Here is a 24,217-nt window from a genome sequence, read left to right as displayed (position 1 = left end):
CGGCCGGGAACCCACAAGATGCCCCGGCCATGTGCCCTGCCCGTTTACGCCTGATCCAAAGCCTCAACCACGCCTTTGTCTTCACCCAGAAACCCGCCACTCTGATGCGCCCACAGCCGCGCATACACGCCGTTCTTCTCCAGCAATTCGGAATGGGTGCCCTGCTCGATGATGCGTCCGTCATCCATGACAATCAGCCGGTCCATCGCTGCAATCGTCGACAGTCGATGTGCGATCGCGATCACGGTCTTGCCCTGCATCATGTCATCGAGGCTTTCCTGAATCGCCACTTCGACTTCCGAGTCCAGTGCACTGGTGGCTTCGTCCAGCAGCAGGATCGGCGCGTTCTTCAGCATCACCCGGGCGATCGCCACCCGTTGCCGCTGGCCGCCCGACAGCTTGATCCCGCGTTCACCTACCAGAGTGTCGTAGCCGGTATGGCCCTGGCGGTCGCTGAGTTGGCTGATGAACTCATCAGCCTGCGCATTGGCAGCGGCGCGGCGGATCTGTGCGTCGGTAGCATCGGGCCGGCCGTAGGCGATGTTGTCGCGAATCGAACGGTGCAGCAGCGAAGTGTCCTGGGTGACCATACCAATCGCGCTGCGCAGGCTGTCCTGGGTCACGTGCGCAATGTTCTGGCCATCGATACGAATCTCGCCGCTGTCGACGTCATAGAAACGCAGCAGCAGGTTGATCAGCGTCGATTTGCCCGCACCTGAGCGCCCTACCAGACCGATTTTTTCACCGGGACGAATGCTCAGGCTCAGGCCATCGAGCACCTGACGCTCGCCACCGTAGTTGAACTTGACCTTGTCGAACGTCACCGCGCCGCCAGAAGTGACCAGCACGCCGGCATCCGGCGCGTCTTGCACTTTGGTGCCTTGGGTCAGCGTCGCCATGCCGTCCTGAACGGTGCCGATGCTTTCGAACAGCGAGGTCATTTGCCACATGATCCAGTTCGACATGCCATTGATCCGCAACGCCATGGCGGTAATCGCCGCCACCGCACCGGCGCCGACGTCGCCCTGGTGCCACAGCCACAGCGCATAGCCGCCGGCGGACATGATCAATGCCACCACCAAGGCCTGATTGACGATCTCGAACAGACTGACCAGACGCATCTGGCGAAAACCGGTCTGCTTGAAATCTTCCATCGCCGCCCGCGCAAAGTGCGCTTCGCGGTTGGAGTGGGAAAACAGCTTCACGGTGGTGATGTTGGTGTACGCGTCGGCGATACGCCCGGTCATCATCGACCGCGCATTGGCCTGCTCCTGGCCGACCTTGCCCAGGCGCGGCACGAAGTACCACATGGCCAGACCGAACAGCACGACCCAAGCAAGAAACGGCAACATCAGCTTCAGCGCAAAACCGCCAGCCAGGGCAATGATCGCGATGAAGTACACGCCAATCCCCGGCAGAATCTCGATCATGGTGAACAGCACGTCGCGCACGGCAAGCGCCGACTGCATGACTTTGGTCGTGACCCGGCCGGAGAACTCGTCGGAGAAAAACGAAAGGCTCTGCCGCAGCATCAGCCGATGGAAATCCCAGCGCAGGCGCAGCGGCAGGTTAATCGCCAGAATCTGGTGTTGGACCATGGTGCGCAACGCCACCAGCCCGACACTCAAGACCATGACGATGCCCATGCCCCACAACACACGGCTCTCCTGCACCGCCGCTTCGCCGCCGGCCTGCCACGTGGAGAGCAAATCGACGACCTGGCCGAGGAAGGAAAACAGCCACGCTTCATAGATCGACACAGCAGCGCTGAGCAACGCCAATGCCAGAATGTAGCCGCGAGCGCCGCGAGTGCAGGCCCAGAGAAATTTAGCCAGACCGTTGGGTGGCGGTGGCACCTCGTCAGGCGGGAAAGGGTCGAGTCTTCGTTCAAACACACGAAGCATGATGTTCTCCTGAACGTTCAAGTCAGGGAGATTCTGCCACCGATTGGATCCCGGGAGGTCTTTGTGAAAAAGTGTGTGCTCGTCAGTAAAGGCGCTGGCTGAGAACGAACAATTGGATTCGTTTACAACCTGAGCACTTCCTGAGTGGCGATCAGGCTGTCCGGGCACTTGCCCTTATCAGTTGTATCGATATGCTCTGTTCGCTCCGCAGCTCACTTCAATCCGGATAAAGACAATGCTTCAGTTGATTGGCCAGACTACCGATATCAAATCAGCAATCAATGCGTTCAACGCCTCTTACCATGCTGATTTTGCTCACGTACGCAAAATTTCCAGTCGGTACCTTGCCGCTGATGTTTCAATAGAGCGTGCTGGCGAGCTCGCTGAGGCCTTATACGCCGCATTGGCCAACTGGGGAGCGTGTACGCGCAAGGCTCCGATACTCCGTCCAACTCAGCACATCGCTGCAGCGCTGAGCAGCAAGGCGCTGCATTCCAGGCTTGTGTGCCTCGACCGCATCGGACTGGATGCTTTGGATCTAGACCCTGCGGGCGGTCGAAACTTCATCCGAGAGACACCCTTCAGCTCGCTCAACCAATTTGATACTGAATTGCTAAGTATCCTCGAGGCGTTGGCGCATGCGCTCTTCATCAACAATACCAACGTCACTTATCCAATGAAGGCTTTACTACTGATCACTGGATTCATGCCCGCGTTTGACAGCCAGGTCAGAAAGGGTTTGCAACGTGCAGGAATATCCGGGTTCAGCGGCACACAGTACCTTCTACCAAAAAACGCCTATAGAGCCGCTGGCCAGCGCATTTGCCATCTACCATTTTCCTTGGGCCAATGCTGGCGCGACAATAAAGCGCTGCTGACCGAGGCAATTCTCCAGAGCAACTATCCTGAACTCAGTACAGAGCCAGGTCGAATCTTCGACGTCATCCTGTTTATGCAAAGATCCCCTGAGCGGCGTTTGATTTTGTCGGCTGGATAAAGAGCGTCTACTGCGTCACCACCACCTTCCCAATCATCTGCGGATGCAAAACACAAAAATATTCAAACTCCCCCGGCGTATCGAACACCCAGGAAAAGCTGTCATTGGTGTCCAGCGCTCCCGAGCGAAACACCTTGTGGGTTTCTGCCACCGTGTGCGGAATCTGATCGTCATTGACCCACGTCACCTTGGTGCCGACGGCCACGGTCAGGTCCTTGGGGGCGAACATGAATTCCTTGATGTCGATCTTCACTTCCGCGGCCCACAGCGGCATCGCCAGCAACAGGCCCATCAGCGCCAACAGTCGCGTTTTCATCGGTTCGCCCTCGGTTACACCAGTGTCGAATCAATCAGTGCCAGCGGATGATCGCCCTGAGTCGCGCGCACGTCGGTGATCCCCAGGTAATTACGCAATTGATCGGCCGCCACCGTCATCGGCCCCGGCGACGGTGCAGCACCCGGTGCCGGCTGCGGATACGCGGTGCCACGGGCGGTGTGGAAGGTGATATTGCCTTCGACTTTCTGGATCACCTGATGGATGTGCCCGTTGAGCACCGTCACTGAACCGTACTTGCGCAGCATCGCTATTGCTTGATCGCCATCCTCGGTGCCCCAGCCCCACGGCTGATAAATCGTCCACAGCGGGATGTGCGTGAACACGACGATGGGCGTGCTGCTGCTGACCGCACGCAAGTCATCCGCCAGCCAGGCCAGTTGATCGGCGCCGAGAGTGGCTTCGTGACCGGCCTGGAAGTTGAAGACGTTGATCAGCCCAATGAAGTGCACGCCGTGATCATCGAAGCTGTACCAGCCGTTGCCTTTGGTGCCCTTGCCGTAGCGCTCCAGATAAAGCTTGCCGCCGCCCTCGTCGAGGGTGTCGTGTTCGCCGGGCACGTAATGCACGGTGGATGGCAGGCCTTTGAGCAGCTGTGCGGCGGTGTCGAATTCCTCAGGTTTGGACAGGTGGGTGATGTCACCGGTGTGCAGGATCAGTGACGGCCGTTTGGGCAGTGCGATGACCTTGTCGATCGCCACTTGCAAGGTCTTCACCGGCTCCGGATTGGCTTCCTTGTTGAAGCCGATGTGCGAGTCGCTGATCTGTACGAAGTGAAAGCTGCTGGCCAGCGCTTTGGGATCGCTGACGTCACCCGCCTCGTCCAGCGCAAAGGCTTTGGGAATCCCGCCGCTCAAGGCCCAGAGGACTCCTGCCCCGGCCCACGCCGAGCATTTGAGCAGGGTGCGCCGGTCCGGGTTGAGCGGGCCGTCGGTACGCAACGGATGTTTTGCTTGAATGTCCATCGGTATGTCCTCGCGGGCGAACTACAGTGAGGTAGCTGACACGAGGTAAACCTGGCCGCGCGAGGCTTTATTCCACGGCAAAAAATAAATCTTTTGGCGCGAATAAAACCCGCCGCAGCATGGTTATAGGGGTGTGACGGTGCGGAACCGACCATGAAGCGATTTGAGGAACTGATTGCGCCCCATCTGGACGCGGCCTACAACCTTGCGCGCTGGCTCACCGGCAACGACAGCGCCGCGCGCGACGTCGTGCAGGAAAGCGCCCTGCGCGCCTTCCGGTTTTTGCAGCGTTTCGCCGATGGCAACGCCAAGGCGTGGTTTCTGACCATTGTGCGCAACGAAAGCTACACCTGGCTCAAGGCCTCGGCCGGACGCCATTGGGTCGCCATCGATGACGACATGGCGACTGACGACGGCCACCTGAGCCATAGCCAGACCCCGGAATTGCTGGCCATTCACACGGAAAACGCCGCGCTGCTGCAGCAAGCGCTGTGCGCCCTGCCGCCGGCGTTTCGCGAGGTGATTGTGCTCAAGGAACTCGAAGACCTGCCCTACAAGGACATCGCTCTGGTGGTCGATATTCCCATCGGCACCGTGATGTCCAGGTTGGCCCGGGCGCGGGCCCTGCTCAAGCTCGAACTACTGAAGTTGCACGATCATGAATGAACTCGACTGCACGGTTTGCCAGACACAGCTGCACGGCTATCTGGATCAGGAACTTGATCCGGCGACAGCTACGCAGGTGGCAGCGCACTTGAGCGCCTGCGCCGAGTGCGCGCGGCTGCATGATCAAGCGAAGTTGCTCAAGGTCAGCGTGAAGCGCCATGCGCCGTACTACCCCGCCCCCGCCTCATTGGCGGCCAGCGTATTCGCAGCCGACACACCTGCGCCGGGGGGCATCCGGCGCTGGCAAAAATGGCTGGCTCCGGGCTTTTCCGCCGCAGCGCTGGCCCTGGCGATGGTGCTGTATGTCGCCACTCCGGGCAGCGAGCAACCCTTGATCGACGAGGCCGTGTCCAGCCATGTGCGCTCGTTGATGGGCGAACACCTCAACGACGTGGTGTCATCCGACCGCCACACCGTCAAGCCCTGGTTCACCGGCAAACTCGACTTCTCGCCCCCGGTTTCCGACTACTCGGCGCAGGGCTTTCCCTTGCTCGGCGGGCGCCTGGATTACCTGCAACACCAGACCACCGCTGCCCTGAGCTATGGGCATGGCAAACACATCATCAACGTGTTCATCTTGCCTACGAGCGAGGCTGATAAAGCCGTGCAAAGCCAAAGCTTGCGCGGCTTCAATGTGGTGTCGTGGCAGGCCAGTTATATGCGTTTCGTGCTGGTGTCGGATGTGGAGAAAGCTGAGCTGCAGGCGTTGGGGCAGTTGCTCAGAGCGCAATAGTGTGGCCTCAAAGGCAAAAACCCCGCGCATTCACTACGCTTGAGAAATCCGCCGCAGCGCAATCGTAAGCAACAGATTGAACATTGCGCTCGGGCCGCTGTTCCAGATGAGCAAACCCAAGCTACCAAGGACGAGCATATGGACAGTTTCGCTCCTGCCACGCCGGTTCCGCCTCAGCAAAGCGCAATCACCCGCCGCCTGGCGTTTGCGGTCGGCACGCTGTTTATCGTCGGGGTGATTGCCGCTATCGGCACCCTGCTCGGCATTGCCGCTCGCCTGGATCGCGAGGATGTCGAGCAGAACCGTTTCTACACGGCCCGCGCCCTGGAAAACCGCATCAGCAGCTCAAAGAGCTACATCACCAGTTACGCTGACTGGACCACCGCCTATGAGCACCTGCACACCCAAGTCGATACCGACTGGGCCTACACCCAGCAGAACATCGGCAAGACGCTGTTCACCACTGACGGTTATGACGGCGTGTTCGTGCTGGATCGGCAGCGCACCAAATACGCCGTGGTGCAGGGACAGCAGGAAGACGCGGACATCGCGCACTGGCTCGCGGTGCCTGCCGCGTCGTTGATTGATCAGGTGCAAAACCAGTCTGATCTGACTGTGCCTGTCAGCACTTACTCGCTGTTCGACGGCTGGCCGGCGCTGGTCACGGCGGCGGCCATTCTGCCCAACGATGAGCGTCCGGTGGGCGATCCGCAACAGACCTCGGTGCTGGTATTCGTCGACAAGCTGACACCGGCCAAACTGCAAGCGCTTGGCGTGGCCTATGGCCTGAACAACCTGACTCTGATGCCGGATGAACAGCTCACAGGGGAGCAACCACGCGTGCCGCTGGACAGTACCGGTTTCAGCTTGACGGCAGATCTGAAGCGCCCCGGGCAGCAATTGTTGTGGTCATTGCTGCCAACACTCGGCAGCGTGCTGGCCGTGCTGATGCTGTTGACCGCCTATTTCCTGCGTCACGCCGTGCGATCGTCGACCTACGTCGATCAGAGTTTCAGCACGTTGAAGACCTCGAATCAGGCGCTGGAGGCGGCCAACCACGCGCTGGAAGCCAGTGAAGAACGCTTTCGCGCCGTGGCCGAAGCCGCATCGGACTGGATCTGGGAAGTCGACAATCAGCTGCGCCTGACCTATCTCTCAGCGCGCTTCAGCGAGGTGACCGGTTACCCGCAAACCGAGTGGCTGGGGCAAGGCATCGGGCAACTGGTGTCCTGCGATACCACGCCGCTGGAGCTGTGGCTGAAAAAACTCACCGAAGACAGCAATGCCAGCGACCTGCGCTGCACCTACCGCGATCACGCCGGGCAGCAACGCCACTGCCGGCTATCAGCGCGGCCGATCATCGAGAAGCAAAGCGTGGTCGGCTATCGCGGCACCGCCAGTGACATCACCGACGAGGTCGCTGCCCATGCGCAGATCCAGCACCTGTCGATGCACGACGCCTTGACCGGCCTGCCCAATCGCAATCAATTGTCGCGTTATCTGGATGACGCGCTGCTGCTCAAAGAGCATGCCCCGCCACTGTCGTTGCTGGTGATCGATCTGGACAACTTCAAGCCGATCAACGACTCGCTCGGCCATCCGGCCGGTGATGCGGTGTTGCAGGAAGTCGCCAGTCGCCTGCGCGAATGCACCCGTGAGCTCGACATCGTCGCGCGCCTGGGCGGTGACGAATTTGTCGTGGTGCTCAATGGCATGGACACTCGGCAAGAGGTCGACCGCTTTTGTACCCGACTGGTCGAGAGCCTGCATCAACCGATGGTCTTCGAGCATCACCCATTGCACGTCGGGGCCAGTATCGGCATCGCCCTGAGCCGCCGTCAGGGCTTCGTGCCCAGCGAGTTGATCCGTTGCGCCGACATCGCGCTGTATCAGGCCAAGTCCGAGGGCAAGAACACCTGGTGCTATTTCGAAGCGCACATGAACGACCAGATCCAGACCCGCCGGCAAATGGAAAGCGATCTGCGCGGTGCGCTGAAAAACGACGAATTTATCCTGCATTACCAGCCGCGCTACACCGTCGACGGCAAGCACATCGTCTCAGTCGAAGCGCTGGTGCGCTGGCAACACCCGACCAAGGGCCTGCTGGGGCCGGACGTGTTCATCGGCCTGGCGGAACAGACCGACCTGATCGTCGCACTGGGGCGCTGGGTATTGCGTGAAGCCTGTGAAACCGCACTGAGCTGGCCGTCAGACATTCTGCTCTCGGTCAATCTGTCGCCGGCGCAGTTTGCCCTCAGCGATGTCGTCGAAGACGTGCGCGAAGCACTGATCCAGACCCGTTTCCCGGCCAGTCGCCTGGAACTGGAAATCACCGAAAACGTGATGCTCGTCGACACCGACGGTGCGCTGGCCACGATGAATGCGCTGAAGCAACTCGGGGTGCGGCTGAACATGGACGACTTCGGCACCGGCTATTCGTCCCTCGGCTACCTGCGCGCCTACCCGTTCGACGGGATCAAGATCGACAAACGCTTCATCGCCTCGATCAGCAACGGCGCCAACGATCGCGCCGTGGTTCAGGCGATCATCGGCCTGGGCAAAGCCATGGGCCTGACCGTCACCGCCGAAGGCGTGGAAACCGAGGAGCAACTGGAGATTCTCGGCAAGGATCAATGCAATGAGGTGCAGGGTTATTTCATGAGTCGACCAATAGACAAAACGGCGTTCGCCCGGTTGTTGCAAACCGCCAGAACCGGGCCGGCCGATCATTCGCCGTCGAAGAAAGGTCGCGTCATCTAGCCAAGCGGGCGTCCCTGCCCGGATTCGAACTAAAGCGTCGCGTCGATCTTTTTCGCCGCTGCATCGCTGACCCAGGTGTGCCAGATTTCCGGATGTTCCTTGAAGAATATCTTCGCCAGTTTCGGCGAGTCGATGTGCTCGTTGGTCATGCGGGCCAGGTTCTGGTTCAGTAGATCGATGGGCAGATTGACCTTTTCCAGTACCCCGACCAGTTCGGGTGCCTGCGCATGGAACACGCTGGACAGGCCGACCTTGATGCTGATCTGTTTATCGACGCCGGGTTTCTCGCCCAGTTTGATCAGATCAACCTGACCCATCAGCGGGGTTGGCGACCAGTAGTAGAACAGGATCGGCTCGCCGCGCTTGTAGCTCGACAGCACCGCCGCATCGAGGGCCGGGCCGGTGCCGGGGCGGAAGTTGGTGTAGCTGGCTTGCAGGCCGTAGCTCTTGAGCATCTCGCTGTTTTCCAGTTCGCAGGTCCAACCGGCCGGGCAGTTGTAGAAACGGCCCTTGCCCGGTTCTTCCGGATCCTTGAACAGCGCGGCGTACTGCGGCAGATCGGCGATGTTTTTCAGGTTCGGCGCTTTGGGCTTGAGGTTGCGTTTGGCATCGCCCTCGACCAGATACCGCGGCACATACCAGCCTTCGGTGGCGCCAATGATCGGCGCACCGACACCCACGACCTTGCCGCTGCTGGCGGCCTTGTTCCAGACCTCGCTGCGCCCGACCCACTCTTCCGCCAACACTTGGATATCGTTGCTGCCCAAGGCGCTTTCCATGGTGATGGAGTTGCCGGGCAGCGTGTCGACGGCACAGCCGTAACCATCCTTGAGCACGATCTGCAGCACCTCGGTGAGCAACATGCCACTTTCCCAATTGAGCCCGGCGAACTTCACCGGTTTGCCCGACTCGCACCAACCGGCGGCCTGGCTCGACGCACTGACGGCCAACAGGCCGATGGAAAACAGGGGGGCCAACAGGCTGTTTGTTCTTTTCACAATCGCACGCTCCAACACAGTGAACAGGATTACGGCGGTGCAGGTGCTCATCACGACGTGACGGGCACCTGTCAGCAATTCACAACTCAGGCTTGCCGATGAATCGTCGGAAACCAGTCTTCGCGCAGTCGTTGACCGGTTTGCATCGCATGCCCCGGATACGGCGGCGAAGTCCGCCCCGGCCGCTCGAAGTAGCGCATGTCATCGCCGAGCCAGCGCAGCGATAGCACCCGGCGACGCTGCGCCGACGCGTTGCCTCGGGCGCCATGCACGGTGCGAAAATCGAACAGCACCGCATCGCCCGGCTGCATCTCCCACTCCAGCACTTGCATTCCCTCCTCCGAATCCGGATCCGGCGCTTCACGATAGCCATCGGCATCGCGGTAGAAGTCACTCTGATCAGCCCAGTGCACCGGTTTGATGCCTTTCTCCCAACGATGCGACCCGGCCAGCAGGCGCAACGTCGACTCGCGAACCGGGTCGACCGGAATCCAGAAACTCACGCTCTGGCTGCCTTCAACGAAGTAATAGGGAATGTCCTGATGCCAAGGCGTGGCTTTCTGCGCGCCTGGCTCCTTGACCAGCACATGATCATGGAAGAACTGTGCCGAGTTTGAACGCATGATCGCAGCGGCGACCGATGCGGCCGGGGACTGTTCGACCATGTGGCGAAATTCCGGGATCCGTTGCCAGTTGCAGTAGTCGTCGAAAAATCCGCCCGGCTGGTCATCTTTTTCAACGTAGCGGCTCGCATACACGCCCGGTTCAGCGAGGTTGCGCTCGATGCCGGCGGCAATCGTGTCGATCCACCCGGAGAACACTCCGCGCAGGCAAACCGCACCATCGCGCTGGAAGGCTTCGATGTCTTTTTCATTAACGGTGTAAGCGCTGGCTGTCATGACCTGAAACTCCCTCACGCAAGAAATAAAAGTAGGCGCAGGGCAAATATTCCATGACACTCAGCCAAGAGAAAATAATATGTCTTGATCTGTCACCGAAGAAAATCTTATGAAGTTCAGCCTGCGACAACTGCGTTACGCACTCGCTGCGGCCAAGCACGGCAACCTGACACTGGCGGCCGAGGAACTGCATGTTTCACAGCCCTCGATCTCCACCGCGATTACCGAACTGGAACAGCTTTTCGGCCAGCCGTTGTTCGTTCGTCAACGAGGCCTTGGGGTCTCGCTGACGCCGTTCGGGCGCACGCTGATGACTCAGGCCAAGCGCGTGTTGAGCGAGGCTCGGGCATTCGCCGACATCGGTGCTGACAGCACGGATTTTTCCGGAGAACTGGTGCTCGGCTGCTACGCGGATCTGGCGCCGTATTGCCTGCCCCAGATCCTGCGACGCTTGCAGCAGGAACACCCGCAGGTCACGGTGGACATGCGCGAAGGCGAGTTCGAATATCTCGGCAAGCGTCTGGCCGAGGGCACGCTGGAGTTGGCGTTGACCTACGATCTGGGCTTGCCGGCCAACACCACATGCGTCGAGCTCTGTCAGCTGCGCGCACACGCCCTGCTGCCGGCCGATCATCCGCTGGCCAGTGCGGCCGAGGTCTGCCTGCAAGCACTAAGCGAATGCCCTCTGGTGGTGACGGATCAGATCCACAGCTGGCAGCACGTGCTGGACTTGTTCAACTTCCATGGCTATGCCCCGGCCAGCGTCCAGCACACCCACAGTTTCGAGTTTCAGCGCAGTCTGGTGGCCAACGGATTTGGCGTGGCGTTGACCTATACCCGGCCCTTCGGCGATCACAGTTACGACGGCCAGCCACTGGTCTGCCGCCCCATTCGCGAGCCATTGCCGGTACAACGCATCGTGCTCGCCCACGACCAGCGTTATCCACTGACACCGCCGGCCGAGGCGTTCAAACAACAGGCGCTGACGTGGTTCAAGGAGCGGCAGCCGTTTGCCACAAGCTGAGATTTGCCATGCCTCAAGCGGCAGTCGGAGCCCGTAAAGTCTCAGATGGACCACCTTGGCGCTGAAACAATTTCGACTCGATCCAGCGCTTGAACGCGCTGGAAAACTTCTCAAATCCTTCCTCGATGATGTCGACCAGAGCCCCCCACAGTCGAACAGATTAACGACCTGCTCACCATGGCGCCTGGCTTTACTCTGACGGGGGAATTCGACGTAACACATCGCCATAAGCAGACAGATCGAGGAACGCCGTCACCTCTGTCGCACGCCCTTGCTCCATGCGGAAGATCCAGACGTAGCTGTTGGTATAGGGCTTTGCGTCGTGAGCGACGGCTTCGCCTTTCCAGTGGATGATGACGTAATCACCATCGGCCCAAAGCTGCCTTGACACTGGCCGGATGGGCGTCTTGAGGCGGACGGTCAGGGGGCGAACGGCTCGCTCCATCAAGTCGTTGCGGCCACGGTAAGTGCCGGAGTGAGGTCCTGATCCCTCAATGGTCCACACGACGTTGGGGGCCACAACATCGTTGAAGAAGTCAGCCCCACCAGCCGCCCAACGGTCGAACGCCGCGGCAACAAAGGCCTTGTTGCTTGCGACCACCGCCCCCTGTCCTTGCTCGAGATTGGCCGAGGCGCACGGCGCAAAACAGGCAAGCAAAGCACAGAAGACAAGCTTGTAGGTGAGATTGGCGAAACGGATTCTGGCCATGGTATTTGCTCCTGCTATCGATAGTGTTCCTGCTTGCGGCACTTAGCCCGCTCGCCCCTGCAGCTTGATGCCGCCAAATACCAATTGCTGAACCATCGGCTTGGCCACAAACCGGCCTGGAAAAATCAGCTCCGGCGCGCTTGCCTGATCCAGGCGGGCGATATGCGATTGATCCAGCTCGATGCTCAGTGCTTTCAAGTTGTCCTCGGCTTGCGCCAATGTTCGCGCGCCGATAATGGGCGCCACCACGGCCGGGTTTTGCAATGTCCACGCAAGCGCTACCTGGGACGGCTTCGCGCCGATCTCCCCAGCGATATCAACCACCACACTGGCGATTTGCAACGAACGCTCGGTCAAGCGGCCCGATGAGCTGATCACGCCCTTGCGATTTGCCGCTATGCCGGCTTCGTTACTGTTGCTCAGGTCGTCACGCCCGTATTTGCCGGTCAGAACACCGCCGCCCAGCGGAGACCACGGCATTACGCCCAGCCCCATTTCTCGCGCCATTGGCAGCAGCTCGTGCTCCACCGTGCGCTCCACCAGGCTGTATTCGATTTGCAGTGCCACGAGGGGCGACCAACCGCGCAGCTCGGCAAGCGTTTGCATTTGCGCCACCTTCCACGCGGGCGTGTTACAGATGCCCAGATACACCACCTTGCCGCTGCGCACGAGGTCATCCAGGCCGCGCATCACTTCTTCCGCACCCGTGGTGAAGTCCCATGCATGCAGGTACAACAGGTCAATGCGATCAGTGTCCAGTTGACGAAGGCTGGTTTCCACCGAACGCATCAGGTTCAGGCGCTGATTGCCGCCTGAGTTGGGATCACCGGGATTACGGGCCATGGTGTACTTGGTTGAAATAACCAGGCGCTCGCGCCGGCCCTTCATCAATTGGCCAAGAATGCGCTCGGAAGCCCCGTTCGTGTAATTGACCGCGGTGTCGATAAAGTTTCCACCCGCCTCGACATAGGCGTCGAAAATTTGCCGGGCGCCGGCGGCGTCCGTCCCCCACCCCCAGTCAGATCCGAAGGTCATCGTGCCCAATGCGAGCGGGGAAACACGAATGCCGGAGCGGCCGAGCAGACGGTAGTGATCGAGTGCTGAACGAGTAGACATAGGAACTCCTTACGAAACACAGGTTTTTCTGTAGGGAGATTTTGCGTGGAGATCGCGACTTGCACGTATCAGTATCGTCCAGCATCCTTGCATCATCCTCCGAACCATTTTGCGTTCCGTAGTAGAACGTTTTGGGAAACGCCATGAATCCGCGGCACAAGCTGATCGACCTCATCAGCCGTCATGCACCGTCAAATGGCTTTCACCCGACGCCACTGGCAGGCGTTACTCTGGTGCGTTCTGATACCCCGACAGTGCCCATGCCCGTGGTTTATGAGCCGACGCTCTGCTACATCGTGCAAGGCCGCAAGCAAGTGTTGGTGGGCAGCACGGCCTACGTTTACGACGCGGCCAACTACCTGGTGGCCTCGGTGGATATTCCGGTGATGGGTTCGGTGATCGAAGCCAGCGAGGCAGAACCCTATTTATGCCTGGTGCTCGATCTGGACATGACGGTGCTAAGCGAACTGGCCTTGCGCAATCCTCCGACCAGCCACGAGAAGGCCGTGGTGTCGACCGGCATCGAACTCAATGGCAGCACGCCGGAGCTACTCGACGCGGTGACCAGGCTGGCTGGCTTACTGGACACGCCGCAAGACGCAGCCGAACTGGCTCCGCTGGTGGTACGTGAGGTGCTCTATCGCCTGCTCACCCTCCGTGGCAATGGCATGCTGTGGCAAATGGCCAAGGCCGACAGCCGCCTCGGCCAGATCGCCAAAGCGATTACTTGGCTTCGTGCCCATTATCAGGAACCGTTGCGCATTGACGATATTGCCGACATCGCAGGCATGAGCCGCTCCACCTTTCATGCTCATTTCAAAGCGGTGACGTCGATGAGTCCGATCGAATTTCGCTGTCTGCTTCGGCTGCAGGAAGCCCGGCGCCTGATGGTGGCCGAAGCACTGGATGCGGCGAGTGCCGGTTACCGCGTGGGCTACGAGAGTCCGTCCCAATTCAGCCGTGACTACGCGCGAATGTTTGGCCTGCCTCCTGCCCGAGATGCCGGGCGCTTGCGCAGCGGAGCCATGGACTAGCTAATTTGCCAGGCGCAAAAGTGCTTTCACCCTGGACGCGGTAGTCTGGGTGGAATAGTTATGTTCCCGAACAATCAAAAAGTGAGCTTCGACCCCATTGCCTACTGACTGGCACAGATGGAGTCCGCTGTTACTTTCAAGATTAAACAGGGATCAACTCACATCAAACCTTTTCTACCTACCGCCAATATTGCCGAGCACGAAATACGTAGAAAGCCCGGCTCGACGCGCCTCGTTAATAATGTTTTTTGTCGACTTTGATTAGTCTTGTTCAGGGAGTGTTTAGGCACGTCATGCTTGAATAGTCCATGCCGTGGGCTAGGCTCAAATTCAATTTTCCGAAATACACAACTTCACTTACGGCTTACCGGGCTTTCAGGACTGCGGTAAAAAAGAACATCTTCACTAAAGGGTTACCGATGGATCGATATGAGGCCCCGCTTGTTGTAGAGCGCACTTGGCGGGCAGTGTTGTTGAAAGGACTGATTACAAGAAATCCATGCCTGAGCATTTTTTTCATGACGCTGGCCGTGTTCATGGCGTTGCAGTACAAACCCGCTGTCCTCAACTACACAACACGTTTTGTCGACTTTGCCGAGTACATGTTGCTGCACGGCATCACACTGTTCCCGATTGCCGACGACCTCAAGCCTTATCCCGACTATACGGTTCTCAATACCCTGTTGGTCTATCTGGTTTCCTTGCCGTTCGGCCGGGTGTCCATTCTTTCCATGGGTCTTCCGTCCTGCGTGGCCGCTTCGCTGATGCTGGTATTCATTTATCGGCTGGGCGCGTTGCACAGCAAGAAATGGGGCGCGTATGGCGTTCTTTTCAGCCTGCTCACCTGGGCTTTTCTTGACGGCGTCAACTCACTGGCACTGGATATCTATCCGGCGCTGTTAACGGTGATGTGCTTCTACTTTGCCTATTCGGCCGAAATGAAAAAGGCCCCACAGCGCCTGGTGTTTCTGTACCTCGGCCTGGCGCTGGGTTTCGCCTTTCGTGGGCCAATTGGCTTGATCGGGCCCGCGAGTGTCATTGGCGCTTATTACTTGCTGAGTCGGCAGTGGCGCATGTTGCTGCTGTATTCATTGCTCTCGGGCGTGATTCTGACTCTTGGCGTTGCGCTGCTGGCATGGGCGGCCTACTTGCAAGGCGGGCAAGCGTTCCTTGAGGAAGTGCTGAACATGCAGGGCATCGGACGCTTCGGTTCCGACCACGCGCCACGCTATTACTTCTACTTCTCCGCAGGCTTGTTGACCTACGGCATCACGGTGTTTTACGCCATTAATGTAATTCTCAAGAAGTACAAACTGTTCTTCCGCTCGACCCGCGATAAAGACATCGACCTGCTGCTGTATCTGACCGGGTGGCTGTTGGTGCTGCTGGTGCTGTTCACTATTCCCAGCTCGAAGAAAGCGCGCTACATCCTCGCAATCACCCCGGCCATTTCGCTGCTGGCCGCCTACCTTTTCGTCAGCAAGGAAGCCGCCTTGGTCCGCGCCAAAAACAGCCTGATGAATTTCTGCCTGAAGTTGCCTCTGCTTGGGTTGGGGATGCTGGTGGCGGTGCTGGTCTACAACAACTTCGCCGATGTTCCGTTACTGCCCAACTACCTGGGCGTAGTCTTGGGATTGTCTGCGCTGCTGAGCTTCTACCATGGCAAACACCAGTACTTCGCCGAGCATCCCTATCGCGAGTTCATGACGCTGTCGTTTGGCGTAGCGGCATTTCTGATACTGGATATGTTTTTCTTCAACCCGATCACCTACCACCTGGAACTCATGATCGAACCCACGCCGAAGTTTTTGCCGTATTGGTTTTGGTGAAGCCTCTTCCTGAGACATGAGTTAGCGACACGACTGTCCAGTATCCACATGTTGATATCTGACAGGGTCATGACGCATCCAAGGTACTGAATCGGCGGCAGGGTCTGCACAAAAGCAGTCGTTTGCAGCAGTAAGAAAATAAAGGTGGCGCCCGCTTTCGCGAGCGACACCTTCATCCCCTGCCCGCTAATCAGGCCTTCTTGTTCGCCTCTTCCAGCGCTTTTTCAGCGTTGAACCCGTCGAAGTTCTCGAATACGCCCAGAAAGCCCGGCACGGTCACTTCTCGCGCCCAGTCGCGCTGTAGTTCGCAGTACATTTGCACCCGGCTGATGAGCTTCGCGCCCGCCTGTTCCATTCTGCGCAACGCCGCCTCGTGCGCGGCGAGCGATGTGCCGCCGACCGCATCGACCGGCACATAAACGTCATAACCTTCCTGGATCGCGTCGAGCACCGGGAATGTCAGGCACGCTTCGGTCCAGAGTGCAGTCATGATCAGCTTTTTGCGCCCGAGCGCCTTGACTGCCTGCTTGAATTGCGTGTCCTCCCAACTGTTGATCGATGTGCGGTCATAGGTCGGCAGATGGCCGAGCACCTGTTGCAGCTCCTGAATCGGCGGCTTGTTGCGGCCGGTCGCGACATTGACTGTCGAGTGGATGATCGGAAGGTTGTAGTTGACCGCCGCCTTCGCGACGCTGGTTATGTTGAAGACGAGTTCATCACGCGGCATCGAGCGGATCGAAGAAACCTGAACCGGCTGATAATCGATGATGATCAACACCGAGTTTTCCGGGGTCAGTAGCTGATCGGTATGGGGGTTGCGGAGAGTCTCGCTTGCCATTGGCAAATCCTTTTCATGGGTGACGCACGTTTGTGAATCAGGCCGGAGCCTGTGCGGGTGATGGATTCCGAGACACGTGCGAATGACGCCATGCCCGGAAAATCCATTGTGCTGTTCCCATGTTTGACGCAGTAGTAGCATTGCGCGACGTGCTGTGTCGCGAAAAGAGGAACGCAAGCGTGGACATCGAAGAACTGCAGACCTTCGTGGAAGTGGCTGATGCCGGGGGCATTTCGCAGGCTGCCCTGCGTCTTGGCGTGTCGAAATCGATCGTCAGCCGCCGCCTGGCTCGGCTTGAAACCGAATTGGGTGTGCAATTGCTGGCACGCTCCACGCGCGGGGCGGCGCTTACCGAGGCCGGTGCGACGTTCCGGGACTACGCCGCCAGGGTTTGCACCGAGATCGACATCGCCAAGGAAACGATCCTGCCCGCCGGCGCCCTCCGCGGCCGCTTGCGCGTGGCCGTGCCGCTGTCGTTCGGCCAGAGTCACTTCGCCCCGATGCTGGCAGAAATGGCGCGTCGGCATCCGCAGCTGCACATCCAGACCTGTTACAGCGATCGCTTCGTTGACCTCATTGCCGAGGGGTACGATTGCGCCATCCGGGTGGGCTATATGCAGGACTCCAATCTGATCGCCAGACGGATTGGCCCGGTCTACACCAAGCTCGTCGCGAGCCCCGCCTACATCAACGCGCATGGAGAACCCCAGACGCCGGATGAACTGATTGCCCATCAGGCGCTCATGCAGGGCACCGAAGCCTGGCAATTCATGGATGGCGACAAAGTCATCACGGTTCGTCCGCAAGGCCGCTTCAAGGCCGACAACGGCATCGCCCTGGTCGCCGCCGCGACCGCAGGCCTGGGTGTCGCCTACCTGCCCGATTGCCTCACCCATGAACACGTGGCATCCGGCGCATTGGTGCCGATCATGACAAACCATCCTCCCCCTCCGGCCGGTGCCTACATCATCCGCCCGTCGGGTCCGCACCCTGCGCGCAAAATTCGTGTGCTCACTGAACTGCTGATCGAGTTCTTCGGCGAAACGCCACACCTGGCGGTGCAGCCGCTGTCACATCAGGATGATGCGCTGGTGTGAGGTTGGGCTAAGCGAGAGCGACAGACTTCCTCTTTATCCGCCGTTCGCGCAGGGCCGCTATGGGAAAGCGGTCACTCGCGGGTGTCCGCTTCTTAACGGAAGTTGCCACTCATCGCGACTCGATAATTCCCACCCGAGCGTGCATCATCGCGTTCGCCACGATCCCGTTGTGATATCGCCTTCGCACTAAAAGAAAGGACTTTGCCTTAAAAAGCCGATAGGCTCATGCACTTGTTATCAGTAAAAATCCAGGCGAAGGGACATGGCACTGTCTAAAGGCGATCTCATAAAACTAATCAGCGCTGACCACGCAAAAATAGTTTTAACTGATTGGATTAACTCTCGCGAGGCAGCGCCAGGAGATATCGCTTTGGTGGAAGAAGTCTATATCGGAGAAGATGGGCAGATCGTTCGTCTTCTGTGTGAATACCGTCCGGGCTTTCTAGAGTGGCGAACGGTGTTTTATGAGGCAGGGTTGACTTATGAGTTTCTTCCTCCCGCCGCTGACGTCACCACTTAAACTTTTTCCTCCGACCATTACTGCCCCCCAAGAGCTGCTTATGGAACCTAGTTCACCAGAAAGCAAATCAAAAAAAATAATTCTAACAGTGGTAGTATTTTTGCTTTTTGGCGCATGGCTTTATTATGTAGGCTGGGCTTCTAAAATTTCAGCAAGAACAGTTTTGATGCCTGAAATCCCCGAGTGGAGTACATACTTGCTGATCGGCTCCATTACTGGGGTTACCGCTGCAATTCGAACACTCTACAAGCGGCCTGAACGCAAGACAGCAACACAGGCTCTAAACTATTTTACTGGATGGTTCTGCTTAGGGTTTATTCTATCTCTGAATGGTTACGACACCGCGGCCTATCTTTTACCTGGCAAAATTATTAGTTATAAATCTTCATATGAGCTGAGATATACCGGCCCTTCCAGGGGCAAGTTTGGTCGTTGCGAGGCAGGTCTATGGATCGAAGATCAAAGTACAAGCCGCTGGATTGAGCTTTGCACGAACAAAATGGATTTGGATAAAAATATACAACATGGAATGCAGCTCGTATGGGTGAGTGCCCGCACGAATAGAATAGGTAGCTACATTATGAGCTATACTTTTATCTATAATTAAACCTACCACAATAAAATCTTGTTTTCGTCTCTTCCCACCTATATGAGGTGCACGATGTCTAGCCGACACTCGCCATCCCCTACAAGAGCAGTCTTAGATCTGCAAAACGCACGTTCGCTTCTGGGAAAGCGGCTGAGCATGCTGCTGCACGACCAGTACTATTTCAACGACGAGAAAGATCTGGGAGACATAGGTTCTCTAGAGTGGCGTTTTGGCGAGGGAGAAGTTCTATCCATGTATCTCTTGAGTGATGGTGAGAGAGTAGGCGCGGACTTTTTGCCTTCTGATACACCGGCTTCATTCGAGATAGAGCCGAACGTGACCTGCTCCTGGAGGAGGGAAAACTTGCTTGCAGATCTATCAGCCACCCACCTTGAGAATACAAAAATTTGCGCCGTTGAGGGAATGCTTGACTCTTTCAACGGCCAAGAGCTTTGGCTGGCGGGATTCAGAGTTACATTCGAGACCGGTGACTCGTTGATCTACCTTAACCAAGGCGACGATGCCGTCGTATTGATTAATGCACTATACCCTGCAAGTGTAGGCCTCGAAACCCGCTTAGTTACCTCGATTTAATGACAACTACGGTCGTTTTGAACCTGTCGCGACAGGCAACAATCGGCCAAAAGCGGACATTCTCCGAACCTATTCGCTTGAAATCGCGATATTCGACTCGATCTTTTTCCCCATACTGATGCGAGGCTCAGTCGAGTAGCCCAGTGAAAAAAGGGATGGATTAAAGCCCGTCTCAGTGAGCGAGGCGAACGATTTGAGCGGACTGTTATGTAACAATACGCCTAGCCTTGCTGTTGCTCATATATGGCGACCAACTGCTCTTGGCTGTGACTAGTGCCAGGCCAGGGTGCATGTATCTCAACCAAATCAAATTCGGCATCGCCGTTTTTAGCGAGCTCTATAATTTCTTCATCTGTCAGTGCTGCATATTCTGGCCACTGATCGATTAAGCCTCTGGCATTTGATACTGCAGCATCTTCGGGTTCACCAATATAAAGCTCTTCAATCTGTGCATGCCCATAGGTAATCATGTAAAAGGACATTTCTTCTCCTGGCTCTACAAAATTTTTAAATTGGTACATAAAGTTTGGTTAAGACTCAAAAGGGGGCACTAACATCTGCAAAAAGGCCGCGCCCCTTCAGGACCGTCGCGCCTGCAGCAAATTGTCACCCACTACGAGACCAACCACAAAGAGCTTCAAATTCAATATACGTTTTCGTAGACTTCTTGATTGCCTGACCTAGGGGCATGAGCAAGCGGTCAAGCTCAGACTTGCTTGCTCCCCCGCTAGCCAAAACGAGGTAATTAACGTGTTTCACGAAAATTGAGTAGCAATCAACTGCACTCTTTCCTGTACCAGACTGCTTCCATTTGTTTTTCGTATCGAAAAGTAGCGACTTACACTTCTGCCTCTCGTCGGCAGTTAATTTTCCGAAGATCGCCCAAAGCGACCTGATTGCGTGCTGGTCATAAATCGGATTTATCTTATCTTTCAGATGCATTGCAAAGGCATAGAACACCACATCGGTATTTGTTGATACTGGCTGCTCTGTGGCATAGTTCGCACAGAACTTCTTGTATGCCTTCCATTTCCCTAGCTTCCACAAAAGAGCCTCTGCAAGGTCTTGTGGAGAATCCGAACTATTGTTCGAGAAATTTTCCGTACCTACGAGTCGGGGGAAAACATCTTCGTCGTATTGATACCCAAGCTTCGCTAGTTCTTTCGTTGCTTTCTCAATTGCGGCTTTGTCCAAGCGCCCCTCAGAAATATTCTCCTGAAGACTAGCAATTAGTTTTCCCAGAGGGCTTTCTTTGATCATCTGCGAAGTCTCGACTGCAGTGGCTAACTTTTGATTAAAGGGCAATAACGGGGAAGGAACAATAATGGGCCATTAATTGGGACAAATCTATTCCCCTCTTGGGAATAGGTCAGATCAATGGCCCATCCTTAGCTAACTTTCCTCAGCCTCTGCTTGAAACACCTCAATGAGCTTCTGGTTGTAATCATCAAGGTAATTCTGCAAGCCCTCACGATCGACTAATCGCACTCCAGCAGTACCGGCCAACTCTTTCGCGGACTTTGTGTAGTAGGAATTGGTAACCACCATAGCCTCGTCACACGCATAGAACGCTTTGGCAGAGATTGCTTGCTGCACTGCGGCATTCCCAACAGAGCCCGTGTAATTTTTGGCCTGGATTACCATGTTTTTGCCGAACCGACTGACAAAAAGATCGGCGCCCTGATCAGCAGTCTTTTTTGTTTCCTTCACGTCAAACCCGATAGTTTGGAAAATCTCGACCAGGAATGCCTCAAACTGAAAGCCGTCCATAGCATCCACGAGATACATCGTGATGAATCGATTCGGATTGAAGTGCTCGAGCTGACTCCCAAGGCGCTCCACCAGAATGTGGAAGTAGATGCTTTCACACCAACCGAGACCCTTACGGAATTCGGCTAGTGGTAGTAATGGAACACTGGCCGTCGTTCCTGCCTGAGGGGTAAATTGAATGCTTGGGTACGAAACGTCGTTTTCCCAGAGATAGTAGTAAAACAGAGCGAGGTCGGATCGAAAGGTTGTCCCTGCCTCCTCGATCCAGGAGCGGAGAGTCTCTGTCAGATCCGTTTTGATGTGCCGGCTGAGTTCTCTGGAAAAGCCGAGATAGACAGAGTTGAACGCAGTGGTCAGAAGCAATTTGTCCAAAAGCGAAGGTTGCCCCTCAAGCTCATCAAACCCCTTGCGAATAAGAACCTCACGAAACAGCTCGCGTTCGGTGTACACCCCATCGAACCTGGGGCCGGGCACGCCAACATCAGAGCTACCAGAAGCAGTCTCACGAGTGGTATGTATAAAGTTCGTAAAGTACGGCTGCTTGAGTTGCGCATACTTTCTCAAAACGTTGTTGAGCAGATCGTTCAACTGCGCCTGTTCTTTCTTTTTCCCCAGAAAATCCTTGATGAGTCCTTTGGATTGGTACTGAAAATCGGGATAGAAAGAAGGATCAAGGGGAGTAAGATGCTGAACGCGCAATTCAGCCGAGGGAGAGACCTGTGAGCTGTTGCACCATGGGCACGCGGTTTCAAATGTCGTCTTATTGCATCCGTTGCATTGGTAAATCATCGATGTCGGTTCCTAGATAGATTTTTCCGGTGCCCTTCGAGCGTCGCTGCAATCATTAGCTCGCACTGGCTCGTGGAAGACACTACGCAGAAGAAATACCGCAATAGGCGAACCGACGATAGCCCAGTGCCATCCTCCCGTCTATGTGACTATTTGACGAGCCCGCGTTCCTGAGCAGAAATGGGGACGAGTTTATTTCCAGAAAATACACCGCTCCACGTGCCCCCTTTCGAAACCCGATCACGCCCTCCCCATCTCTTCATACGAAACATCAACAAACGCGAGCGCCTTTAAACAGGTTTTTTTGAAGCGGTTAAACGGGTGGATCAAGAGTGGTCTCACTCTTTTTTTTTGAGCGGCCGCTTTCGGCCAGAAGCGGACGTCCATGAACCACCGTTTACAAGCTGACCCGGTCTTTTGTTGCCTGAGCTTTTGACGAGCTGGATGATGCTGACGCTGGCCGGGTCATTCGGCCTGGTCTTCCTCAAGCCTATTGCGCAGGTGGTTCAGAACCTGATGGGTAGTCTGGATAGCATCGATGTCCAACCCTTCCGCCAGCTCATTAACCCAGGGCATCTGAAGCTTCATCGCCAGATCGAATGCTTCTCTTCCAGCTTCAGTCAAGACAACCAACTGCGCCCTGCGGTGGTGTGGGTTCGGCTGAAACTCCAGCAGTCCATCCTTCACCAGATCGTTGACGATCCGCTGAACGTTTTGCCGATTCGCCCCCATGTCGCGAGCAATCCATGAAACCGGTTGTGCTCGTTCGGCGTACACGATCGTACCCAGTAGTTGCCAGCGGGCGCTTGTCAGACCTAGCTCTGCGACGAGTCGATCGCCTGCAGTAAGCAGACGCGCACTTGCTCGAAAGATCTCAAGAACCAGATCGCTCGTGGCACTTCCTGCGGGGGTGTACTTTGTCTTTTTCATGGCGCGAATCCTTCCACGTTGACACCATGATGTCAATCGCAGTAGGTTTGGAGCGTGAAACCCAAACTGTCATCATGATTACAAGTTAGAGGTCGCCATGCTTTCTATCCGCCCCCTTGATCCGATCGTCCCCATCACTCAACAGCTGCAGTGCAGCGAAGCTCCAGTGGTATTGATCAACCTCTTCACTGTCGACACAGACGATGTACCTGATCTCCTTTGCGCATGGGAGCTGGATGCCAACTGGATGAAACAACGTGCCGGCTTCATCTCCACACAGCTCCATCAGGCCATCGGTGGCAGCAACATGTTCTTGAATTACGCCGTATGGGAATCGGTAGAGCGGTTTCGCGAGGCTTTCAATCATCCAGAGTTCACCAACGCGTTGGCGCGATATCCCTCAAGTGCCTTGGCCATGCCACATCTGTTCACCAAAGTAGCTGTGTCGAATATCTGCACGGCCTGAGTATTAACCAACTGTCTGACGGTATTAGATAAATGCTAAGACGATTACATTTAGTCTCCAGCACGCTGGCACTGCTGTGCATCGCCACCTTCTTTCTGTCGACCATTTTTGTCGAGCTCATCGGATCCCGACACTCGATAGCCTCACTCAAGCACCTGATCGTGAGTCCCGGGCTTTGGATATTGGTGCCGGCAATGATTGCGACCGGTGCAAGTGGGGTGTTAATGAGTCGAAAACGACAAGGACGACTGGTCGCTTTGAAGAAGAAACGCATGCCATTCATTGCCGCCAATGGCCTGTTGGTTCTGATGCCGTGCGCCATTGTGCTCAACCAATGGGCGTCGGCGGGAAGCTTCGATACGCGTTTTTACTTCGTACAGGTAATCGAACTGATCGCAGGGGCCACCAATCTCGCATTAATGGGGCTGAATATGCATGACGGCCTGCGCCTCAGCGGCCGACTGCTGCGGGTTGCACCTCACAGACACTAAGCTGAATACTTGCTTCCGTCTGTCTTGGAAAGCTGGGTCTGTAGTGGTCAACTAATCCCGGACACGACGTTAAGTTTTTTCTCGGCCTGAGCCGGCGTTAGCCCGCCATTAAATTGATGAGGCCGTATCCAGTTGTAGCGATGCATCAAATAATGACTGATGTCT

Annotated in this window: 25 protein-coding genes; 13 read left to right on the top strand and 12 right to left on the bottom strand. The window is 56.6% G+C overall.

From position 1 onward, the window contains the following. Window positions 1–44: 44 nt before the first annotated feature. Window positions 45–1,904, bottom strand: coding sequence for an ABC transporter ATP-binding protein (locus QMX91_RS01660; RefSeq protein ID WP_134786409.1), 1,860 nt, complete (start codon window positions 1,902–1,904; stop codon window positions 45–47). 235 nt (window positions 1,905–2,139) lie between these two features. Between QMX91_RS01660 and QMX91_RS01655 the strand changes: the two genes are divergently transcribed. Beyond that, window positions 2,140–2,901 carry a hypothetical protein gene (locus QMX91_RS01655; protein ID WP_134786410.1) on the top strand — a complete coding sequence of 254 codons (762 nt, stop codon included), beginning with the start codon at window positions 2,140–2,142 and terminating at the stop codon, window positions 2,899–2,901. 7 nt (window positions 2,902–2,908) lie between these two features. On the opposite strand, the gene QMX91_RS01650 is transcribed toward QMX91_RS01655, so the two are convergent. Together QMX91_RS01650 and QMX91_RS01645 are read right to left on the bottom strand one after the other, a co-directional pair. Beyond that, entirely contained in the window at window positions 2,909–3,217 is a 309-nt protein-coding gene (locus QMX91_RS01650) for a plastocyanin/azurin family copper-binding protein (RefSeq protein WP_098964039.1), read from the bottom strand. A gap of 14 nt (window positions 3,218–3,231) precedes the next feature. Beyond that, complete coding sequence (locus QMX91_RS01645; RefSeq protein ID WP_134786411.1) at window positions 3,232–4,200, bottom strand: metallophosphoesterase; 969 nt, start codon at window positions 4,198–4,200, stop codon at window positions 3,232–3,234. Between the two features lie 153 nt (window positions 4,201–4,353). On the opposite strand from QMX91_RS01645, the gene QMX91_RS01640 reads away from it, so the two are divergent. The 3 genes from QMX91_RS01640 (at window position 4,354) to QMX91_RS01630 (ending at window position 8,359) form a co-directional block, all read left to right on the top strand. Further along, window positions 4,354–4,866: a sigma-70 family RNA polymerase sigma factor gene (locus QMX91_RS01640; protein WP_134786412.1), complete on the top strand. Its 513-nt coding sequence runs from the start codon at window positions 4,354–4,356 to the stop codon at window positions 4,864–4,866. Then, window positions 4,859–5,599: an anti-sigma factor gene (locus tag QMX91_RS01635; protein ID WP_134786413.1), complete on the top strand. Its 741-nt coding sequence runs from the start codon at window positions 4,859–4,861 to the stop codon at window positions 5,597–5,599. The genes QMX91_RS01640 and QMX91_RS01635 overlap by 8 nt, the downstream gene beginning before the upstream one ends. A 138-nt stretch (window positions 5,600–5,737) precedes the next feature. Next, entirely contained in the window at window positions 5,738–8,359 is a 2,622-nt protein-coding gene (locus QMX91_RS01630; protein ID WP_282412155.1) for an EAL domain-containing protein, read from the top strand. 29 nt (window positions 8,360–8,388) lie between these two features. Here the strand turns inward: QMX91_RS01630 and QMX91_RS01625 are convergent, their stop codons facing one another. Together QMX91_RS01625 and QMX91_RS01620 are read right to left on the bottom strand one after the other, a co-directional pair. Next, window positions 8,389–9,357, bottom strand: coding sequence for an ABC transporter substrate-binding protein (locus QMX91_RS01625; protein ID WP_086791533.1), 969 nt, complete (start codon window positions 9,355–9,357; stop codon window positions 8,389–8,391). Window positions 9,358–9,443: 86 nt separating this feature from the next. Beyond that, window positions 9,444–10,256: a phytanoyl-CoA dioxygenase family protein gene (locus tag QMX91_RS01620; protein ID WP_134786415.1), complete on the bottom strand. Its 813-nt coding sequence runs from the start codon at window positions 10,254–10,256 to the stop codon at window positions 9,444–9,446. Window positions 10,257–10,365: 109 nt separating this feature from the next. On the opposite strand from QMX91_RS01620, the gene QMX91_RS01615 reads away from it, so the two are divergent. Further along, complete coding sequence (locus tag QMX91_RS01615; protein WP_134786416.1) at window positions 10,366–11,280, top strand: LysR family transcriptional regulator; 915 nt, start codon at window positions 10,366–10,368, stop codon at window positions 11,278–11,280. A gap of 190 nt (window positions 11,281–11,470) precedes the next feature. Here QMX91_RS01615 and QMX91_RS01610 read toward each other — a convergent pair whose 3' ends face one another. Both QMX91_RS01610 and QMX91_RS01605 read right to left on the bottom strand, forming a co-directional pair. Then, window positions 11,471–11,989: a nuclear transport factor 2 family protein gene (locus QMX91_RS01610; protein ID WP_282412154.1), complete on the bottom strand. Its 519-nt coding sequence runs from the start codon at window positions 11,987–11,989 to the stop codon at window positions 11,471–11,473. 42 nt (window positions 11,990–12,031) lie between these two features. Beyond that, complete coding sequence (locus QMX91_RS01605; protein WP_282412153.1) at window positions 12,032–13,105, bottom strand: aldo/keto reductase; 1,074 nt, start codon at window positions 13,103–13,105, stop codon at window positions 12,032–12,034. Window positions 13,106–13,248: 143 nt separating this feature from the next. On the opposite strand from QMX91_RS01605, the gene QMX91_RS01600 reads away from it, so the two are divergent. Next, window positions 13,249–14,139 (top strand): AraC family transcriptional regulator, encoded by an 891-nt coding sequence (locus QMX91_RS01600; RefSeq protein WP_282412152.1) that lies wholly within the window; start codon window positions 13,249–13,251, stop codon window positions 14,137–14,139. A gap of 518 nt (window positions 14,140–14,657) precedes the next feature. Further along, window positions 14,658–15,968, top strand: coding sequence for a glycosyltransferase family 39 protein (locus QMX91_RS01595; RefSeq protein ID WP_282412151.1), 1,311 nt, complete (start codon window positions 14,658–14,660; stop codon window positions 15,966–15,968). A 190-nt stretch (window positions 15,969–16,158) separates the two neighbouring features. On the opposite strand, the gene QMX91_RS01590 is transcribed toward QMX91_RS01595, so the two are convergent. Next, window positions 16,159–16,806, bottom strand: coding sequence for a hydrolase (locus tag QMX91_RS01590; RefSeq protein WP_098964047.1), 648 nt, complete (start codon window positions 16,804–16,806; stop codon window positions 16,159–16,161). A 179-nt stretch (window positions 16,807–16,985) separates the two neighbouring features. On the opposite strand from QMX91_RS01590, the gene QMX91_RS01585 reads away from it, so the two are divergent. From QMX91_RS01585 to QMX91_RS01570, 4 genes are all read left to right on the top strand, one after another. After that, entirely contained in the window at window positions 16,986–17,903 is a 918-nt protein-coding gene (locus QMX91_RS01585) for a LysR family transcriptional regulator (protein WP_282412150.1), read from the top strand. Window positions 17,904–18,165: 262 nt separating this feature from the next. Further along, entirely contained in the window at window positions 18,166–18,423 is a 258-nt protein-coding gene (locus QMX91_RS01580; RefSeq protein ID WP_282412149.1) for a hypothetical protein, read from the top strand. Continuing rightward, entirely contained in the window at window positions 18,386–19,030 is a 645-nt protein-coding gene (locus QMX91_RS01575) for a hypothetical protein (protein ID WP_282412148.1), read from the top strand. Before QMX91_RS01580 ends, QMX91_RS01575 begins: the two co-directional genes overlap by 38 nt. A 138-nt stretch (window positions 19,031–19,168) precedes the next feature. Next, on the top strand, window positions 19,169–19,606 hold the full coding sequence (locus QMX91_RS01570; RefSeq protein ID WP_282412147.1) for a hypothetical protein: 438 nt from the start codon (window positions 19,169–19,171) through the stop codon (window positions 19,604–19,606). A gap of 221 nt (window positions 19,607–19,827) precedes the next feature. On the opposite strand, the gene QMX91_RS01565 is transcribed toward QMX91_RS01570, so the two are convergent. From QMX91_RS01565 to QMX91_RS01550, 4 genes are all read right to left on the bottom strand, one after another. After that, window positions 19,828–20,088 (bottom strand): hypothetical protein, encoded by a 261-nt coding sequence (locus tag QMX91_RS01565; protein ID WP_282412146.1) that lies wholly within the window; start codon window positions 20,086–20,088, stop codon window positions 19,828–19,830. Window positions 20,089–20,212: 124 nt separating this feature from the next. Then, complete coding sequence (locus QMX91_RS01560) at window positions 20,213–20,866, bottom strand: hypothetical protein (RefSeq protein WP_282412145.1); 654 nt, start codon at window positions 20,864–20,866, stop codon at window positions 20,213–20,215. A gap of 132 nt (window positions 20,867–20,998) precedes the next feature. Then, window positions 20,999–22,165, bottom strand: a complete 1,167-nt coding sequence (locus tag QMX91_RS01555; protein ID WP_092305927.1) for a restriction endonuclease — start codon at window positions 22,163–22,165, stop codon at window positions 20,999–21,001. A gap of 465 nt (window positions 22,166–22,630) precedes the next feature. Next, the gene (locus tag QMX91_RS01550; RefSeq protein ID WP_282412144.1) at window positions 22,631–23,095 is read right to left on the bottom strand and encodes a MarR family winged helix-turn-helix transcriptional regulator; all 465 of its coding nucleotides are present in this window, start codon (window positions 23,093–23,095) and stop codon (window positions 22,631–22,633) included. A 97-nt stretch (window positions 23,096–23,192) separates the two neighbouring features. On the opposite strand from QMX91_RS01550, the gene QMX91_RS01545 reads away from it, so the two are divergent. Both QMX91_RS01545 and QMX91_RS01540 read left to right on the top strand, forming a co-directional pair. After that, entirely contained in the window at window positions 23,193–23,561 is a 369-nt protein-coding gene (locus QMX91_RS01545; protein WP_282412143.1) for an antibiotic biosynthesis monooxygenase family protein, read from the top strand. A gap of 32 nt (window positions 23,562–23,593) precedes the next feature. Continuing rightward, the gene (locus tag QMX91_RS01540; protein ID WP_282412142.1) at window positions 23,594–24,052 is read left to right on the top strand and encodes a hypothetical protein; all 459 of its coding nucleotides are present in this window, start codon (window positions 23,594–23,596) and stop codon (window positions 24,050–24,052) included. Window positions 24,053–24,217: the final 165 nt, after the last annotated feature.

The organism is Pseudomonas sp. PS01299, assembly GCF_029960145.1.
GTDB lineage: Bacteria > Pseudomonadota > Gammaproteobacteria > Pseudomonadales > Pseudomonadaceae > Aquipseudomonas > Aquipseudomonas putida_A.
The sequence above is the reverse complement of the archived record's forward strand: the minus strand, read 5'-3'. Positions and strand labels throughout refer to the sequence as shown.